Origin of the sequence: Chitinasiproducens palmae (assembly GCF_900095735.1) — a bacterium.
GTDB lineage: Bacteria > Pseudomonadota > Gammaproteobacteria > Burkholderiales > Burkholderiaceae > Chitinasiproducens > Chitinasiproducens palmae.
The window spans coordinates 51,611-68,296 of sequence record NZ_FNLO01000007.1; the positions used below are offsets into that span (position 1 = coordinate 51,611).

Sequence of the window (16,686 nt, forward strand, 5' to 3'; positions counted from 1 at the left end):
GTCGCAGAGCGGCGCTTGTCAACCTGCCACGCATCGAGGTTCGCACGACAGCCGATATCTGAGAGGCTCAACAACGGAAGGGGGCGCCGCGGCGTGTTCACCGTTGGCGTGACATCGCGAGCGCAATGCGCCACGCCCCGGGCGCATCCTACGGCTTGGCGGCCACCGGTTTCATGGTTTCGTCGATGTCGACGGCGATTACCTTGCTGTGCCAGTCGTTGCCTCGCGAATCACCGGTGTGCTCCGCCTGCGTCACTTTGTACATGCCGTCCGAATTGATGCCGGTATGGCTTTTCTCGGCGTCAGCACCTGCCTTGTCGCTGGCGGCGGTCTGTTCGTAACGCTGGATGCTGTCATTGTTCAGCTTGATCGCCTGTCCGATTCTGATACTCGGGTTGAGCAGCATCGTCAACTCGATGCCGCCGATCGTCTGCGTCGGCATGCCGATCATGCCGGTCCGATAATTGATTTCCGGTACGTCGCCGGGCAGGTAGGCGGTCTGCGCGACGACGTTGAGACGGCCGTTGTCGATATACCAGTCGCTGCCGACCGATCGTGCGGTGCCCCGCAACTGATCCCGAGCCAGACCGAACATGACCTTGCCGCGCGGAAACACCGTGCTGGGAAGCGTCGTCATCACGCCGAGCGAGATACCGCGCGATGCCATTGCATTGCCGATTGCACCGACATGTTCACTGAACGTCGAGCCTGCCGCCATCGTTTGGCGAATGATCGAAAAGTTGTAGGCGCCGTCGCCATCCGCCGCCGCAATGTCGAGATAAGTGTCAGTCGGCGACTCGCGGATGAATCTGACCTGCTTCACGGTTCCGTCGAAGATCGAGCCGAAGTTACCTTCGTAACCGGCACTCAACACAACCCGCTTGAATTCCTTCATCGTCTTCGACACGGTCGTGGGCGACGGGTTGTAGACTTTCAGACGCAGCGTATTGGGCGTTTGCAGATTGCCGCGTCTCGCGACGAAGGTGAACCGGAGCTGCGACAGATCCAGCGCGTCCGCGTCGGTTCCAATCATCAGCGACGCCTTCCGTCTGTACTGCCTGGTACTCATTCGTCTGTCACCCAATAGAGCCGTGTTTCGGTTCCGAGGTTGGCGTAGGTCGGCGCCGCATCCGGATCACCCTTGGTCTGAACCCACAGGCGGCCGGAAAAGCCAAGATGCGCATAAGGTTCAAGCAGGTTGCTCCCCGTGACCAGCGGCAGCCCGGACGCCATCGGCGTGCCAGCTTCGTCCGCAATATCCAGCACCCAGCCGCCTCCACTCACCGCCAGATAACTGAGTGTCAATTGATAGACGGTGTCGCCCAGGCGGATGGAGAAGCGTTGCTGCGTCGGCGTCAGCGGTATTTCGTAGAAGTTCGGCATTACCAGTTCGCCTTGGATACCGCGCCGCTATCCGCGGGCGTCGCGGCCGTGACCTGCTTGGTACCTGCGTTCTCGATCTGTCCGGTGGCAGCAGGGTTTGCCTGCGCCGCCTTCGGTGGCAGCGTTGCTGCCTTCGTCTCGACGATCAGAATCTCTCGGCATGTCAGCGTCACCATGATGGCCTCCGACGAGGTCTTGTCCTTGGTCAACCCAAGGCTCGACATCAGCATGTTCGCGTAGCGTCTCGAGCTGGTCGTGATCTCGAACGGCTCACGCGATTCCTGCAGCGCGAGCAGCTGCGAGTAGATCCCGGAAACGTAATCGGATCCAATCAGCGAGCCACCCTTGAACGAATTGATCAATGCCGATATGCCGCCCAGCGATGAGTTCGACCAGGCGCACTTGATCGTCACCTGACAGGGACGCTTGTACGAATGATCCGACACGACGGCGCCGCGCTCGACCGGATGGTCGGTTATCTGGATTTCGTCGTTGTGCTGCTCCTCGAGAACCGCCTGGAAAACGATCCCGCCGATGCTCTTGGACTGGCTGATGCCGATCTGTTCGAGGATACCCATCAGAAGACGGCTCCTTGCAAGTTGCGCGCGAGATCTTGCGTCAGGCGCTCCTGTTCCAAAGCGACGTTGCGAGCGACGTTGAGCGGGTCGCCCACGCCGTTGACATTGATCGTGACGTCGGTCGCGATGGTCGCCGCCGCGTCGCCGCGCAGTCGTGCTTCCTGGCTCTTTTCCACGTCGTTCGAGCCTGGGCGTTCGTAGTATCGAGATACGATTTCGCCAGCTTGCCGGGCGTTGGTCGTTGCGCGCAGCAGCATGCCTGCGCGTCGCTCCGCACCGTACATGAGCTCATAGTTCACGTACCACAACTGCTCTTCGATCGAAGCCGAGGTTAGATCCTTGCCAGTGACTCGCTTGAACTCGGCCTGCCGGTCCGGGTGCCACTGCGCGACGCCGTACGCTGCGCCGTTATCTCCAACCGCGTCAGCGCGCAGCTTGGATTCCTGGAACAGATTGGCAACGATGCCGGCCGCCTGAGCAGGCTGCCATCCCATCCGCTCGAAATAGGCCATTGCACTGCGCTTGCGATCCGCGGGCGCAACGTACGCCGTTTCGTCGGCGGCGGTCGATGACGCCGGGTCGGTTTCGGGGGTACCAGTCAATCGGTGCAGCAGCGTCCCTAGGAACTCCCCTGCGGGGAGGTGCAGCGAAGCCTGAAGCAGATCGCCGCGTTGTGCTTCCTCTCGACCTGTTTTCTCGTCAACGTCCGGGAGGCCAAGGCCCTTTGCGACCCGCAGTGCAGCGAAGCTGAGAATGCCAGCGAGCCCGCCTCTCGCAAAAAGGCTGAGGCCGCCACCAACTACGCTGGCTGCCGCGCCAGCAGTACTCGTCGCGCCGATTCCTGCCGCGAGGCGAAAGAACGCAGCGGCCAATCCCACCACACCGTTGACCAGGCCGCCGGCGCCCAGCAAGCGCATGATCGCCACTAGTGCGATCAACTTCGTAGACCAGCCGTCCGTGTGCTCGTCGGCTTCCACCAGGAGGTCGAGCATCTTGCCGATCACCGGTGCAACAGATTTGCCAAGCCGCACAAGCGCGTCGACCACTTCGGTGACGCGCTTCGTGATCAGGTCGCCGTTCTCATGCACCCAATCGCTGAACTGCTGCAATACCGGCAAGCCATTGCGCAGCAGATCGGTCTCGATCCGTGCGCCCAGTATCTCGAAAGTCGAACTGAGTTCACGCAGCTCTATCATGAAGCGGTGCGAGTCGTCGGCCGCCTGATCGAGACCGGCATCGCTGGCCATCGTCCGGTACTGCGCGATGAAACTGCCGAAGTCACCGCTTTGCATCGCGGTCAACGTGTTCTCGTCGAAGTCGAACGGCTGGGCCGTTGACTTTGCCGTGGCCCAAGGCATCGCCGACAGCTTCTTGCCGACGTCGGTCATGATATCGACCGTGTCACGCAGCTTGCCGTCGGCATCACGCGTGTCGACGCCGAGGTCCTTCACGCGGCGCTCCCCGTCCGGCTCGTTGCGCAGGTAACGCGCGAGCTTCTCCAGCGAGGCGAGCGGCTCGCCGTCCGACGTGCCGAGATTCGCTCCAGCGAACTCCAGTGCCTTGATGCTGGTCACCGAGGCGCCGCTGCGCTTCGCGGCGAACGACAGGGTCTCGAGTTTGGACGCAAAGGCAGTGAGGGTGCTACCGATGGATTTCGCCGCCGATTCGACCGCGGTGACCATCTTCCCAAGACTCCGAGTGGAGTGGTCGATCGCGTCGTTGAATTCCTTCAGGGGCTTGCCCTCGGCATCAAATCCCAGTGACACGAGAAAATCGCGGAGGATGACTTGATCAGACATTCTTTTCTTCCATCAGCCGGCGGGCGCGCAGCTCGTTGTCCGCTCGTACGGCTAGGGCATCGTTCATCAGCGCAATGTCCTCAAGGCCGATCGACCCGTCCAATAAAGACTCATACCGGCACATCCCGGCAATGACTGGCGCAAGCAGCCAGTCTTCACCGTCGGGAAGCATCAGCCAGCTTGCGCCTGAGATGCCGGGCTGCTCGACTGGCTGGTAAGCAACCCGCTGATAAAAGGGCCGAGATTGACAGTGATGACACGAACGGTCAGCGGTAAGAGGAGTGACAGATCGATATCGTCGAACATCGGACCGCCGGGCGACCAGATGTTCGCCCAGCCGCTTCCCTGCTGGCGCTTCACAACCGACATGCATGTGTCGATCAGGTAGTCCACGGCGTCGTCGGGCATGCCGGCCAACGCTTCCGCGAACGGCTTGAGGATCTCCGGCGATTGTTCGAGGGTTGCCATCAGCGACCCGCCCCGCGCGAGCCCGACGTAGATCGGCAGCAACGCAGGGATGATCGGCGCGATTCGCCGCGACACATGAAACTGTTTCTTTGCAGGCAGCTTTCCGATCTGGAAGGTGATGTCCTGCATCTCGACAGTCGTCATTGCGTGTAGCTCCCAAGGATGGTGTCAATTGCGATCGCGTCGAACACCCACTCGATGGTGTCCGCATCTTCCTTGTAATTGAGATCCGGCTTCTTGTGAAACGCGCAGCGTACCGCCGTCGTGATGTCGCCCGAGACGTTCTGCTTGATGACGATCGTGTTCAGCCCCCACAGCGCCGACGACAGCGACTGGGCGTCATAGAGCAGCATCAGCTTCGTGTTAATCGGCGCCGTCTTCAGGTAGCGCAGCGTCACGGTTCCCGATTTGTCGGCGCGCAGGGTGTGGATGCCGTTGCCGTCTCCACCCATGAGCATCGTGTTTTTCTCATTTGCCATTGCGATGGTGATGCCTTCCTTCGCGGCGGCTTCGCCGTAGCCGAGCGCGAACGCGCCGCCCGGCCCGACGATATTGGCGGAGACGTCGATAAAGCTGTAGGTTGCCATGTGGATTACCGGTTGACCGAAATGACGACGTCGGCGAAGTGAATCGCGCCGGCGAGCTTGAGTGCAGCCTGAATGGTTGGCGCTTGGCGGGCGGCGCGAGCCGCGGCCGACTGCGTGCCGATGAGCGGCGCGTACGTATAGAAGCCTTTGCTGAGCGTCTGGCCGGTCACGATGTCGCCCAACGGCGGACCATTCCAGACACCGGGGGCAATCAGTCCATTCGTCACCGCTTGCGACAGGCGCGATTCGACCACCGTTTGAATCAGGCCGACGCCCGCGTCCGTCTGCGGAATCTTCGGCTGATCGAGCAGGAGGTTGTAGACCTCGGTCTGCACGTCGTTCTGCAGCCAGTCGAGACCATGTCGCTCGTCGAAGAAGGTGCCATTCGACATGACGCCTTCCTGCAGGATCGCGGTGCCGTTCTGGTAGTTGATGAAGACGTTGCAGTTCTTCGACTTGAGCGCGTTCGCCTGGCTTTGCGAGAGCGTTTCGGCGGTGACGCCCGGCTCACGCTTGAATTTGAGCGTGATCGTCGTGTTCGACCCGTCGAAGTCGACGGTGAAAGCGCGACCGAGTGCCGAGATCGCGGCATACGCATCGGTCGAACTGAACTGGACGAACGTGCGGCTGTAGCCGGCGCCCTTGAGCGCGCTGGCGACGTCGTTTACCGACTGCGCGTCGAGCGCTGCCGCGTTTTGCGTGGTGACGCCGAACACGCGAGCCGGGCTGGCCGCTTCGACGTAGGCAGCCACCGACAAGATGTCTTGGTCGCTTACATTGGGCGTGGCCAGGGCAAGACCGTACCAGTCCGTCGACAGGTCCGCCAACGCATTCACGGCCTGCACCAGCGGCTCGGCTTCGACGCCACCGACCGATGTGCCAGCCGCCAGACCGAGCTTGGCGCTCAGGTCGGTGCCGCTACCCGTCGACGCGGCGCGTCCAACCGCGGATGCTGCACCGCTGGTTTTGCTGGTCATGATGAAGCGGGTGCCATCCCAGCTGGTCGTTGCCTGCGTCAGCTTGGCATTGATTGCCGATGCGACGCCATTCAGATTCGTCGCGCCGGTGAGGTCAAGCCCCGTTACGCTTCGGGCAACGCCGTCGACTTCCAGCGAAAAAGAACCGTTGGCGATCGTATTGAAGTTGCCGATCGCCTGCTGGGTGGCGGGAAGCGATGCCCCTCGCAGGAGACCGCTCGACGCGCCCTGCGCCCAGCGGCCCATATACAGCAGGGCAGGCTGCGGTGACTGCGAGAAGAAGCGTACAGCAGCCGCGTATTCGGGCGCGGCGATGCCGAAATCGGTCGCCACGTCGTCGAGGTCCGCGTAAACGCGGATGCGTTCCTGCACGTCGATGACCGGTGTCGAACCGATCAGCAGCAACGCGCCGAAATTGCGCGTTGCTGCATCGGTCGGTGAGAGCGACACCGACACATTGACGACATTCGATACCGAAAGTCCGCTAGCCATGAGTTTTAGTCCTTGTTGAGCGCCACCGGCGCCGATGACAGGTTGCGAATTGCATAGGTCCGCACCACTTCGTGCCGCATGTCGATCGACAGATCGAAGCGGCGTAACCACGTGCCGTCAGTAAGCGCGGCCGAGCCCTGCAGCGGGCCACTGCGGACCACTGCCAGGCGATACGGCCGCAAGGTTTCGTTCGTCTGCGGCACGACCATGCCGTCGCGGAGCTGCGTCGCGTAACGTTGCGCGTGAGGCCCGTAGCAGGTCACGACCAGGTCAAGCAGTTCATGCTGAATCAGTTCCTGCTGGTCGTCGGTTGCTGACACGCTGACCGGGCGCGCGTCCTGCTGCGACGTTGCTGCCACATCGGCGTGCAACGTGGCATCGATCGCGGGACGCTGCCGAATGAGCACGTTGCCATCCGTTTCGACCGCTTCGATGCTGAACACACACCAATTGGTGTCCGGCTCCGGCGCGGCCGCGACCGTTGCTGGCCAGCGAGGCTGTATACGTTCGGCGGGCAGATCAGTCAGAGCGCCGATCATGAGCCGTAGAACGTCTTCCAGATCGGCATCGGCGAGGGGCGGCGCATCGTCGGTCGGCAACAGGAAGCCGACAGTTGTGCTGTCCATAATTTCGTCGTGGATGAGAGGCAGGCCACAAGGTTCCGCGACGCGGTTGGCCCAAGCGCGCTTCGGCGGCGGTGCCGACCGCGATGACAATGCGATGTGTGAATGCTGATTGCCCGCGTCGCGTCTGGACTGATTTTGGAACCAGGCAGTGCTATCGGACAGCTTGGGCGGTGCGAATGAGTGATTGAGACGCCAAATGCAAAAAGCCCGCGCAGTTTCCTGGCGGGCTTTCGTTTCTTCCGGGCACTCTCTCCCCGCCAACGGGCAGGGAGAGAGGCACGCAATTCAGCGGCATTCGGTCATCTGTGGACACTATAGAACTGTTTCGGCCGGTTTACAACTATTTTTTTGATTGAGGCGTTCGCGTTCCATACGAGTCAGTTCTCGCTCGATGTCGCGATGCGCATTTTGCAGGGCGAAAGGGAAGGCGCGCGTACGGATGCGAGCGTTGTGCATCTTCCACATGATGGTCCGAATCTGTTCCATCGAGCGCCGCTCGACATACACCTGCTTGAGCAGTTCCTTCGTGACGGGATTCGTCATGGTCTTCCAAGCGCGCTCGACGTCCCACCCGTCACGGTCATCGCGAGTGATCGGCGGTTGCGACGCAAGAAACTCATCATCGGCATCGCGTACGAACCCTCGAATGCCGCAGTACCACGCCGCCCACTTCGCGCAGACGCCAAACTTAAAGAGCGGGGAGCGCACGACGCGTCCCCAGTTTTCCAAACGATCTTCGAGTGTCATTGACTTCCCCTACTGATAAATGATTGCGCTCGCCGCTGCGCCGCATATGCCGCGCTTATGCGGCGCATGTGCCGTGTGCGCTCGATGCATGTCCGGCGCTTGACTGTCCCTCAGTTCGTGCGCGCAGTTCGTACGCTAAGGCGGACGCTGGACGACGCTGCGCGCCGGCCCGGGAAGCTCGATTGGATGACGTGGCCACTGGTATTGCGTTGAGCCAGCGCGCGACCGCAGCAGCATCGTCGTTGCGCCATCCGCCCTCCACGACGGGGACTGGCATTCCGAAACGGGCTTGCTGAACACGCCGGCAGGACCGCTGCATTGGGCTACTGTTCCGTTGCTCGTCCCACGCGCTTGCCTTCAGATTCGATGCAAAACCTGTTCGGCTCCGAGCGCGGTCTTCGAACCATTTCCCGATCCGCCAACCGCGCCGTGCTTGTCGGCCGCTGTTCCACCTGATGAAAGGACCACGCCGGTTTGTCACCGCCGCTCGACAGCACGCGTTCGCACGCTGCCTTATCTCCGACCAGTACGGGCGGCTCGATCGGCAGCCCCTCGCGTCGGTTAGCGGCATCGGTGACGCCAACCAGTACAGCGAGATAGGCCGGTACTTCGCCACGCATCCGATAGCCGCGGTATCTGTTGACGAACTCATTGCGCACGAATGGCCACTCGTCTTCCGTGCGTACGCCCAGTTGTGACCAGCCACCCATCTCCGCTACGACGTGATGAATCAATGCGTCGTCGAATACAACGCTTCGATAGGTGCCGACCAGCCGAACCGAACGATCGATCTTCGCCCACGCCGTAAGGGCGCTGTCCTGCGTGGAGCCTTCGAGCATTCGCACCACGTCGGCGGGTTTCGGCATGAACTGGCCGTTGTCCGGGTTCACGCAGTGCCGGTTGAGTGCATCGCGTACCGCAGCGAAATCGAATGGCCGCATCGCGGAGATCCACACGCCAGCCGCGAATTCAGAGAAATCCTGGCGATAGAAAGCGTGTATTTCCGCCATCAAGGCGGTGAAAGGCTCGATGTCACTGGGTTTCATGGGCATACCTCTCGGCTGCGCGACGGGCGACGTCGCGATTTCGGATTTCCAAGGCTTCCTGGCGGTTTCGCGGATCCCGGCTTGGCGACGCTCGCGCTTCACGCGCCAGCCAGGACGCTTCAAAGCCTTTCCAGCCGCGCTGACAGCACGTCAGCAGCGCGTTATTGAGCGATAGCCCGGCCTTTCTCGCCTCTGCGTGAATGCCCCGAATGGCGGTTGCGCTCGGCGGTGCTTTCATACTCGTGCGCAGCTTCAGCCAGTCTCGAGCGACGTCAGGTTCCACGTTCAACGATTCGAGGTGCGCTTGCGGTTCAAAGCGCGCCACGTCGCGCGCGCTTCCTCTTCTTGGCTCTTGGGTAATGGGATTGGGCTTGGGATTGGGAGCTTCGGCGCGGGAATCGGACATGATTAGTTCTGCTAACCCACGGAGAACCGGCTGGGTTTGCCGTGGGTTAGCAGTGGGTTCGTCGTCCGCTTCATTCGGACACATTTTCGGGTCGATTTGTGCTCTTGGCCGCCCACCTTTGCGTCCGTTCTCCCGAGCCCGGTCGGCAGCGGCCTGGGCCTTTTTGATTTCTTCCTCACACCGCTTGTGCGTCCAGCCGCTGTTTTCCAGGGTGAAAAATTCTTCGAGTATCGTTTGAACTGCCGCGCGTTCGTCGGCCGTCATCGCGCGAGCGAGACGGCAAACGCGTGTCACGTCGGCCGGCAGCGCTTGTTCGTGCGTGTAGTAGAGATCCATCAGGCGCCGATACGCGCCATCCTCGACCATGGTGAGGTGGGCGGTGGCAGCCAGGTAGTCACCGATATGGTGGGGGTAGTAGTTCATGCAAACACCCGCGAAGCGCAGTGACGGCGAAGTGGTGATCGATGCCCGGGTTGGCACTTTTGGATGACATCGCTCGGGGTATAGCGGGGTGCGCGGCGGTACGGTGCTCTGGCGCAAGCAGCCGCTGGCGCGTCGGAGCGGTCGCTTGTGTCACGTCGCCGTAAGCGCATGAGCATGCCCGGCGCACGCGGCTGCTTAATGCGTGTGATCAGAGGATCGACGCGCTCCGCATCTCGCTTGTGCTCGACGCAGCTTCGGTCTACCTCCGGAAACATCACGCCACGGACGAGCGCCAGGACGCGGAGTGCCGGTTCGATGGCCGGCTGCCTGCGCATGTTGATGGCGAAGCGGCGTGCCAAGTCGATCTGGTCGAGAGCGAACAGACGTGACAGGGTTTGTGCCCGGGTCGGGATCGCCGTTCGCCAAGCGGCGGCCGCGACATCGCGCGCCGATGGGATGCGTCGTAGCAGGCAAAACGCACCGTGGACCGCGAGGCGCGTCGCATCGCGACGCGCGTCGACCGCATCGCGTTTCAAGCGCGGATTCGCGACGACCGCTTTTGCAAAAAGCGCCGGCGACGCCATGCCGAAGTTGACCTTGCAGACCGCTCTAGCGCGCGGCAGCATGTCTTGCCCCGCGAGCTGCGCCGGGGCGGCGCCGAGCGCTCGCATGGCATGGTCATCGGGAGTCAGGACAAGGAAGGCGGCGCGGCCTTGGTCAAGAGGGCGGAGTGTGATCCTGTCGCTCATATCTCGTTCATCTCAACCTGTTTGCGAATGCGGTCTTGGCCAAGGGCGCAGTGGCTGTTGCGCAGCGCAGTCCGGCACCGGAGCCGACGCAATCGGCTTGCTCGCCGCTTCGCGCGCTCGATCGTGCGCGGTCCCGCGGTCTGGCCCGCTGTCTATGTCAGTCGTGGATCGTTGGCAACTGAAGCACCCGCAAGCGCGGTGGTTTGCGCGCACGCGTGTCGTCACCGGACGGCGCCGCTGGTGATGCGCCATCGAACAAGGCCCGGCCAGAGTAAGCGCTGGGCAAGAGCGGTGGAGAACGTCGTGCGCGTCCGCCGCCGTGGGTGTTCGCTTCGTCCAGGACGACGGTTTCGGTCTTCATAAGTGGCTTCTTCTCTCGGTACCGTGACTGGCCGTTCATCGCGCGACTCGCTTCGGTGGGAAGCCAGCCAGGCTTGGCTTGCTGCGCAGCCTGAAATCGACGCGCCGACTTGTCTGCACGCCGTGCGCACCTCCGCAAGATGCGCCACGGCCTTCGGTTTGCGCGGGCGGCGGCCGGTCGCTCTCGCCAAGCCAACCAAGCCAACCAAACCCGCCAAGCCCGCCAAGCCCGCCAAGCCCGCCAAGCCCGCCATCCGAGGCACGCGAACCGCTTGCATGCGGCGGTCCCGCAGGAGGCGTCCGGAGACCTCGACTGCGCGCGGACGTTGGCGTGACCCGTCGAATCCCCGCTGTCGCCATCCTCGATCGAGCAGCGCCGATCCCGCCCGGGACACCGGTGCCCCATTCATCCCGTTTGTGATTCGCTGCGGCGCGCCGAACGGGGCGGGGCGTCAAGGAGGTCAGGCCAAATTTCATTCCAGTCGCACCGCAATTCTTTCCGCGAGACCGCTCCGGCGGTAAATCCCTCAATTTGAAGTGACCTAGCGGGAGAAACCGTGCGGGTGCCATTGGCCATCTGAGAAACATAAGACAGGCCGACGCCCAGTGCCGCTGCAAGGCGCGAAGCGTTGCCACGTTCCGCAGAGATGTACTCCGATAGCTTCATGTCGATTAGCCGAGGACTATTCGCTGAAATTTAGCAAGTGCGAATCTTAAAGTCAAGCCAATGCGAAATTAGCATTCGCTAAACTTGACGAATGGAAAACGTGCGTGTGAGACAGCTCAGGAACTTGATCGCTGACCGCTTTGGCGGCAGTCAGGCCGCGCTTTGCAAGCGCATTGGAATGTCGCCATCGCAGATAGGCCAATACCTTGGGGGCTACAGGAACCTCGGGGAACGGGCCGCGCGAAAAATCGAAGACGGTGCGGGCCTGCCTGCCGGCTGGCTGGATGCGGCGCCAGAAACACAAATATCCGTTGCACAGTCCGTCCCGCGGGAGTCCGAGCCAGTCCGGCCGGGTTACGTCCGTTTGCGGACCTTCGATGCAACACCGTATATGGGCACGGCCGGTCAGCCCGTCGATTTTCCGGAGGTGTTGGGCTACGTGGACGTACTGCGCGATTACCTTGTGATGGAGCTGCGGTGCAATCCGGATAGCCTGGACCTGTTGCCGGTTAAAGGCGACTCGATGGCCGGCACGGTCGAACACGGTGACATCGTTTTTGTGGATCGGAGTGTCCGGAATTTCGATGGCGACGGCGTTTATGTCATCGTCTGGAACGACGGTCTGATGGTCAAACGCCTGCAATCGCTTGGCCGTGGCGGCCTACGCATCAAGAGCGACAACACGAACTACGATCCCGTCGAAGTGTCGCCCGAGGAAGTGGAGCAGTTGACGATCTGCGGACGGGTGACGGGCTCGTGGTCGGTCCGACGGATTTGAAGGCTGGCATCTGTCGGTCCGTTGGGAGCAGGGCTGCGGCGAGCTAGCGCCACTGACGGAGGCAGCGAGGGTGACATCGAGCTGCAGGCGGGATGCGCCTCAAGTGTGACCGGTCATGACCGTATTTTGCACTGTCGGGTGGACAAAAGTAGCCGAGCAGCGGCGAGTCGTTGATGCTCCGGCTGCCGAATGGCGAATGCAACCAGACTCGCGAGCGGCCTTGTCGACCGAACCGCATAACGATTGTGCGGCACGGAGATGCCAGCGCCTAGCTGTTTCGCGAGGCGACTGAGAACTCACGCGAGTTTCGTATGTTGGACGGGTTGCCGTCCAGGCGATTGGCGGCGAGTGCCGCATCATTTTCGGTGGCATCTGTATCGCCATCGATTGGCGGTGTGGAATAGTCGGTGCCTGATTAACCGCGCACCGTCGCATACCGGGGTGTCGCAGGCGTTCGACTGCGGACTTGGTCGCAGGCGGGGATTCAGCGCACGCCGCTTTGCGACGGTACCCAGCGCCTTCATCGGCGTGTCGCGATTGAAAGACAGACAGTTGCACCGGTCTCCAGCGACGCAAAGTCAAGCGTCGCTACCACGCGCGTTCAAACATGCCAGCCTCGCCGCGGTCTTTTCGGAAATAAACACGTCGTGTAGTGGTGCCAGCGTTTGTGCGCCGGGCGGGATACGGCTTGTTCGCGAACCACTGATCAACGCTCGGCGATCAGGCGTTGAAACTTTCGCCGATGCTTGACGAAGCATTTCGCTGTTGCTAAATTACTGGTCATCGTCTTCCGCATCTGACCGATGTACTCCTTTTTCTCCAAGCTAACTTGTCAATGCCCGTGCTCATTGATTTCTTTGGAACACCCGGGAGCAGCGCCGAGGCCACGCATGGTTGGTCTGTTCATTAGGGACCGCGTCTGGACTGCGGCGCGGAGTATCGACCTGAAGCAGTCGCAGACGTATATGACGGCGGACGAATCCACGCGCGCGTCTTCAATCGAACCGAGCGCTGATTGGATTGGGGCGATTTCGAGTTGGCTCGACGCGGGCAAAACCCGCCCTGCGTATTGGCTGGTGCTGTGATGACCTGCATCCAACTCGCTGCCAGCCTGTTCGCGTGTGCCGTGCTTACCTTTGTTGCTGCCTACCTGCCACGACAAGGCGCCACATTCGTGGCGATGGCATTTGCGCTGTGCGCCTTATCGCTTCTTTTTCTCCAGGCCAATAAATGAGGACTGCTTCCGATTTGGCATGCCATGGTGCAAGGCAGGCGAACGACGACAGCGATGCGCCGACCGTCGATGCGGAGCGCCGCGATCGTTCCTATGGCGAATGCCGCGGTGTCTCGCGCGTTGCCAATGCGCATGATTTGTGGCATGGAGATAGCTCATCGAGGGCAGTGCAGCGCTGGGCGTTCATCGACCCGCCGGTGGCGACTGGTCATGCGCACCGTGTTGACCGAGTGAGGTATGTCGACAGTGACGTGGGTGCCCAGGGATGAGGACCGGAGCATCAGTGTCGTCAGGCATGGGCCAACGACGGTGTGAGATTGGGGCCTGCAAGCGGCCTTCGTCGATCGCGGCACGCGGCACCGAGGGCACCGAGGCAACGGACGCCGCCGTCCTGCGTTCGGATTGCATTACCGCCGCACGGCGGTCGGACGGGCAGACGCCTGACGCGCCCGTGACACACTACGCTCAAGGGTGCGACGGTCGGCGTCCGCACTGTGTGCAAGACCTCGTTAATAACGGCATGGCTTGTACAAGCGATGCCACCGGAGTCGCAGGCGCGCGACAAGAGACGAATACTCAAGCGAGGCCGGCAATCGACGTTGAGTCTCGCCGCATTAAACAATTCCTCGAGGCCGAGAACGAACGTAACCGCCGCGAGCGAATACGCTGCTTGTTACAGGAGACCGAGTTTGAACGCCATTACTGACCTGGATGCATCGTCGCGCCATTCACGCCATTCACGCCGATGGGCGCGCGATTTGGCGATGATCATCACCGGCGCGTTGTTGACCGTCGCCGTGCTGGGGGTGTGGGATCTCTCAACGCGCAACGATGCCGCAGGCACTCAGGTGTACCGTGCAAGCACATGATGCATCGCGGTCAACCAAGCGCTGCACGAACTGGTTGCGCTGAGCGTGCGCCTGTGTCAAACGCATGCCCATGGCCAAACAGCTTTAACCGATCGGGCGGCGCTTCGGTGAGTGCTGCAATCAGATTTGTATGCGGGCAATGGTCCGGTGCGCCCGAAGCACGCGGTCGTCACCGCAGCCGCAACTGAACGCCTGAAGGCACTCAAGCTTCTCGACGAGTGCCATCAACCGCTGTGGAGTCACAAAAATGACCGTCCTTTACAAGCGCTTCGTTAGAAACACCGTTGGCCGTGACTTCGCCGTCGGCGACATCCATGGCTGTTTTCGCGGCTTGGAACGCGCGCTCGCGCAGGTGTCGTTTGATCCATCGTGTGACCGCCTGTTTTCGGTGGGTGACCTGGTCGATCGCGGGCCGGATAGCGATGAGGCCGTCGAATGGATCGCCAAGCCCTTTTTCCACGCGGTGCGCGGCAATCACGAGCAGATGGCGATCGGCGTTGCATCAGGCCGCTACGATCGCGATACGTATCTGCGAAACGGTGGCGGCTGGTTTCTCGCACTGGCGCCGTGGCAACAGAGGGCCGTGGCCGAGGTCTTCGACATGTTACCGCTTGCGATCGAAATCGAAGCGGAACGTGGCGCCATCGGCATTGTGCATGCGGACATCGCGGGGCAAAACTGGACGGCGTTCCGCACGGCGCTTCTCGCGCTCAACGCCACGACGCCACCCCGCGCTTTGATGGAAACGACGCTGTGGTCGCGAGAGCGCGCAGCGCGCCGGAACTGCGACGGCGTACCGGATCTGCTCGCACTGATCGTCGGGCATACCCCGATGACCAAGCCGGAGCGGCTCGGCAACGTCCATTACATCGATACGGGCGCGGTGTTTGGACGTCAACTTACGATGATCGACCTGGGAACGCTATTCGAATGAACGCGGTACTGACGCCCGCCGCCGTGCGGGTAATCGAGACGACAAGGCGTGCCTGGAGGCTGCGGTGAACGAATCCATGTTTCTGACCCGTGACGAGGTGAGAGACCTCACATATCGCACGCGGCGCGACGCGCAGGCCAGCGCGTTGACCTTGATGGGCATCGAGCACAAGATCCGACCGGACGGCAGCGTGGCCGTGCTGCGAGAACATGTCACCCAGCAGATGGGAATCGCTCAACCGGTCCGCAAGCGACGCGCCGTCGAGCCGGACTGGAGTGCGCTGCATGCCGCGCGCGCGTAATGCCGAGAACCGGGGGCTGCCGGCGCGGTGGCGGTTGGTGCATGGTGCCTACTATTACCAAGTCCCCCCGGGCCTCGAGTCGTTGTGGGACGGGAAGAAGCAATACCGTCTTGGCAAGACGTTGCCCGAGGCGTACAAAGCCTGGGCAGAGCGAATCGGCGAGATAGCGCACGCGCCAACCATCGGCGCGCTGCTCGACCGCTACATGCTGGAAGTCGTGCCGACCAAGGAGCCGTCGACGCAGGCCCATAATCGGGTGGCCATGAAGCCGTTGCGCGCCGTGTTCGCCGCGTTCCCAATTCGCGATCTGAAGCCACGACACGTCTACCGGTACGTCGACCAGCGCACGGCCAAGACCGCGGCCCGCCGTGAAATCGAGATTCTGTCCCACGCCTTCACCAAGGCGGTGGAGTGGGGCATCATCGATCGCCATCCTTTCAAGGGCGAGGTCCGATTGGCGGGAGAGAAGCCCCGAACGCGATACGTCGAGGATGCCGAGATCATCGAGTGCCTGTCGCTCGAATCGAAGCGGCGCGCCGGCAGCGTCCTGGCGGTACAGGCGTACATCCGGGTCAAGCTATTGACCGGCTTGCGCCGCGGCGATCTGCTCCGCCTGACGATGTCCGACATCAAGGACGATGGCATCCACGTTCAGCCGCGCAAGACTGCCTTGACGACAGGCAAGCGGCTGATCATCGAATGGTCGGACGAACTGCGCGCCGCGGTCGCCAGTGCAAAAGCTGCACGCCCCGTGAAGATTTCACCATTCCTGTTTTGCAACAGGCGGGGCGAATGCTATGTGAGCGACGAGAATGGCCGGGCAGGAGGATGGGAATCGATGTGGTCCGGCTTCATGAAGCGGGTCATGACCGAGACCAGCGTTACCGATCGCTTCACCGAGCATGACCTGCGGGCGAAGTGCGCGAGCGACGCGCAGACGCTGGAGCACGCCAGAACGCTGCTCGCACATGCAGACGGGAGGATCACGGAACGGGTGTATCGGCGGCGCCCGGAACGGGTCGCGCCCTTGCGCTGAATAGTACAAACCGATTCTATAGTACAGAAGCGGTCGACTAAGTCGCTGAAACCCAATGAAATCAGTGGCGGAGAGACGGGGATTCGAACCCCGGATAGGCTATGAACCTATACACGCTTTCCAGGCGTGCGACTTAAACCACTCATCCATCTCTCCGAAGGGACAGAAGTATAGCAGACGGCAGTCGTCGCGCAGCATTTTTCGTTTCGCCATGGCGGCGCTGCTC

The 16,686-nt window shown here is 61.8% G+C and carries 19 protein-coding genes and 1 tRNA gene; 6 read left to right on the plus strand and 14 right to left on the minus strand.

The annotated features are described in order from the left end of the window. Positions 1 to 148: 148 nt before the first annotated feature. The 13 genes from BLU54_RS12570 to BLU54_RS24555 all read right to left on the minus strand — a co-directional run bounded on the left by BLU54_RS12570 (position 149) and on the right by BLU54_RS24555 (position 11,308). On the minus strand, positions 149 to 1,069 hold the full coding sequence (locus BLU54_RS12570; protein WP_091908701.1) for a phage protein: 921 nt from the start codon (positions 1,067 to 1,069) through the stop codon (positions 149 to 151). Beyond that, positions 1,066 to 1,383 carry a phage baseplate plug family protein gene (locus BLU54_RS12575; protein WP_091908704.1) on the minus strand — a complete coding sequence of 106 codons (318 nt, stop codon included), beginning with the start codon at positions 1,381 to 1,383 and terminating at the stop codon, positions 1,066 to 1,068. Before BLU54_RS12575 ends, BLU54_RS12570 begins: the two co-directional genes overlap by 4 nt. Further along, positions 1,383 to 1,961: a phage baseplate protein gene (locus BLU54_RS12580; protein WP_091908709.1), complete on the minus strand. Its 579-nt coding sequence runs from the start codon at positions 1,959 to 1,961 to the stop codon at positions 1,383 to 1,385. The genes BLU54_RS12575 and BLU54_RS12580 overlap by 1 nt, the downstream gene beginning before the upstream one ends. After that, positions 1,961 to 3,760: a phage tail tip lysozyme gene (locus BLU54_RS12585; protein WP_091908712.1), complete on the minus strand. Its 1,800-nt coding sequence runs from the start codon at positions 3,758 to 3,760 to the stop codon at positions 1,961 to 1,963. Before BLU54_RS12585 ends, BLU54_RS12580 begins: the two co-directional genes overlap by 1 nt. After that, positions 3,753 to 3,932 (minus strand): DUF6889 family protein, encoded by a 180-nt coding sequence (locus tag BLU54_RS12590; RefSeq protein WP_091908715.1) that lies wholly within the window; start codon positions 3,930 to 3,932, stop codon positions 3,753 to 3,755. The genes BLU54_RS12585 and BLU54_RS12590 overlap by 8 nt, the downstream gene beginning before the upstream one ends. Continuing rightward, positions 3,932 to 4,357, minus strand: coding sequence for a phage tail assembly chaperone (locus tag BLU54_RS12595; RefSeq protein WP_235837938.1), 426 nt, complete (start codon positions 4,355 to 4,357; stop codon positions 3,932 to 3,934). Before BLU54_RS12595 ends, BLU54_RS12590 begins: the two co-directional genes overlap by 1 nt. A gap of 11 nt (positions 4,358 to 4,368) precedes the next feature. Beyond that, positions 4,369 to 4,815 carry a tail tube family protein gene (locus BLU54_RS12600; RefSeq protein ID WP_091908721.1) on the minus strand — a complete coding sequence of 149 codons (447 nt, stop codon included), beginning with the start codon at positions 4,813 to 4,815 and terminating at the stop codon, positions 4,369 to 4,371. Between the two features lie 5 nt (positions 4,816 to 4,820). Next, positions 4,821 to 6,284, minus strand: a complete 1,464-nt coding sequence (locus BLU54_RS12605) for a DUF3383 domain-containing protein (protein WP_091908724.1) — start codon at positions 6,282 to 6,284, stop codon at positions 4,821 to 4,823. A 5-nt stretch (positions 6,285 to 6,289) separates the two neighbouring features. Further along, complete coding sequence (locus BLU54_RS12610) at positions 6,290 to 6,910, minus strand: phage neck terminator protein (protein ID WP_091908727.1); 621 nt, start codon at positions 6,908 to 6,910, stop codon at positions 6,290 to 6,292. Positions 6,911 to 7,222: 312 nt separating this feature from the next. After that, on the minus strand, positions 7,223 to 7,657 hold the full coding sequence (locus BLU54_RS12615; protein WP_091908730.1) for a hypothetical protein: 435 nt from the start codon (positions 7,655 to 7,657) through the stop codon (positions 7,223 to 7,225). Between the two features lie 323 nt (positions 7,658 to 7,980). Continuing rightward, positions 7,981 to 8,703 (minus strand): DUF6475 domain-containing protein, encoded by a 723-nt coding sequence (locus tag BLU54_RS12620; RefSeq protein ID WP_091908733.1) that lies wholly within the window; start codon positions 8,701 to 8,703, stop codon positions 7,981 to 7,983. After that, positions 8,690 to 9,532, minus strand: a complete 843-nt coding sequence (locus BLU54_RS12625; protein WP_091908736.1) for a YdaU family protein — start codon at positions 9,530 to 9,532, stop codon at positions 8,690 to 8,692. The genes BLU54_RS12620 and BLU54_RS12625 overlap by 14 nt, the downstream gene beginning before the upstream one ends. Positions 9,533 to 11,047: 1,515 nt before the next feature. Then, complete coding sequence (locus BLU54_RS24555; protein ID WP_091908745.1) at positions 11,048 to 11,308, minus strand: transcriptional regulator; 261 nt, start codon at positions 11,306 to 11,308, stop codon at positions 11,048 to 11,050. A gap of 91 nt (positions 11,309 to 11,399) precedes the next feature. Between BLU54_RS24555 and BLU54_RS12645 the strand changes: the two genes are divergently transcribed. From BLU54_RS12645 to BLU54_RS12665, 6 genes are all read left to right on the plus strand, one after another. Next, on the plus strand, positions 11,400 to 12,086 hold the full coding sequence (locus BLU54_RS12645) for a LexA family transcriptional regulator (protein ID WP_091908747.1): 687 nt from the start codon (positions 11,400 to 11,402) through the stop codon (positions 12,084 to 12,086). Between the two features lie 1,015 nt (positions 12,087 to 13,101). Then, the gene (locus tag BLU54_RS23290) at positions 13,102 to 13,320 is read left to right on the plus strand and encodes a hypothetical protein (protein WP_139169677.1); all 219 of its coding nucleotides are present in this window, start codon (positions 13,102 to 13,104) and stop codon (positions 13,318 to 13,320) included. Between the two features lie 689 nt (positions 13,321 to 14,009). Then, positions 14,010 to 14,189, plus strand: coding sequence for a hypothetical protein (locus BLU54_RS23295; RefSeq protein ID WP_139169679.1), 180 nt, complete (start codon positions 14,010 to 14,012; stop codon positions 14,187 to 14,189). Positions 14,190 to 14,436: 247 nt separating this feature from the next. Next, a complete protein-coding gene (locus BLU54_RS12655; protein WP_091908751.1) occupies positions 14,437 to 15,123 on the plus strand; it encodes a metallophosphoesterase in 687 nt (228 codons plus the stop codon). Positions 15,124 to 15,187: 64 nt separating this feature from the next. Further along, positions 15,188 to 15,424, plus strand: a complete 237-nt coding sequence (locus BLU54_RS12660) for a DUF4224 domain-containing protein (protein WP_235837939.1) — start codon at positions 15,188 to 15,190, stop codon at positions 15,422 to 15,424. A 205-nt stretch (positions 15,425 to 15,629) separates the two neighbouring features. Continuing rightward, the gene (locus BLU54_RS12665; RefSeq protein WP_235837940.1) at positions 15,630 to 16,460 is read left to right on the plus strand and encodes a tyrosine-type recombinase/integrase; all 831 of its coding nucleotides are present in this window, start codon (positions 15,630 to 15,632) and stop codon (positions 16,458 to 16,460) included. A 65-nt stretch (positions 16,461 to 16,525) separates the two neighbouring features. Here the strand turns inward: BLU54_RS12665 and BLU54_RS12670 are convergent. Further along, positions 16,526 to 16,616: transfer RNA gene (locus tag BLU54_RS12670), tRNA-Ser, on the minus strand. Between the last annotated feature and the right edge of the window lie 70 nt (positions 16,617 to 16,686).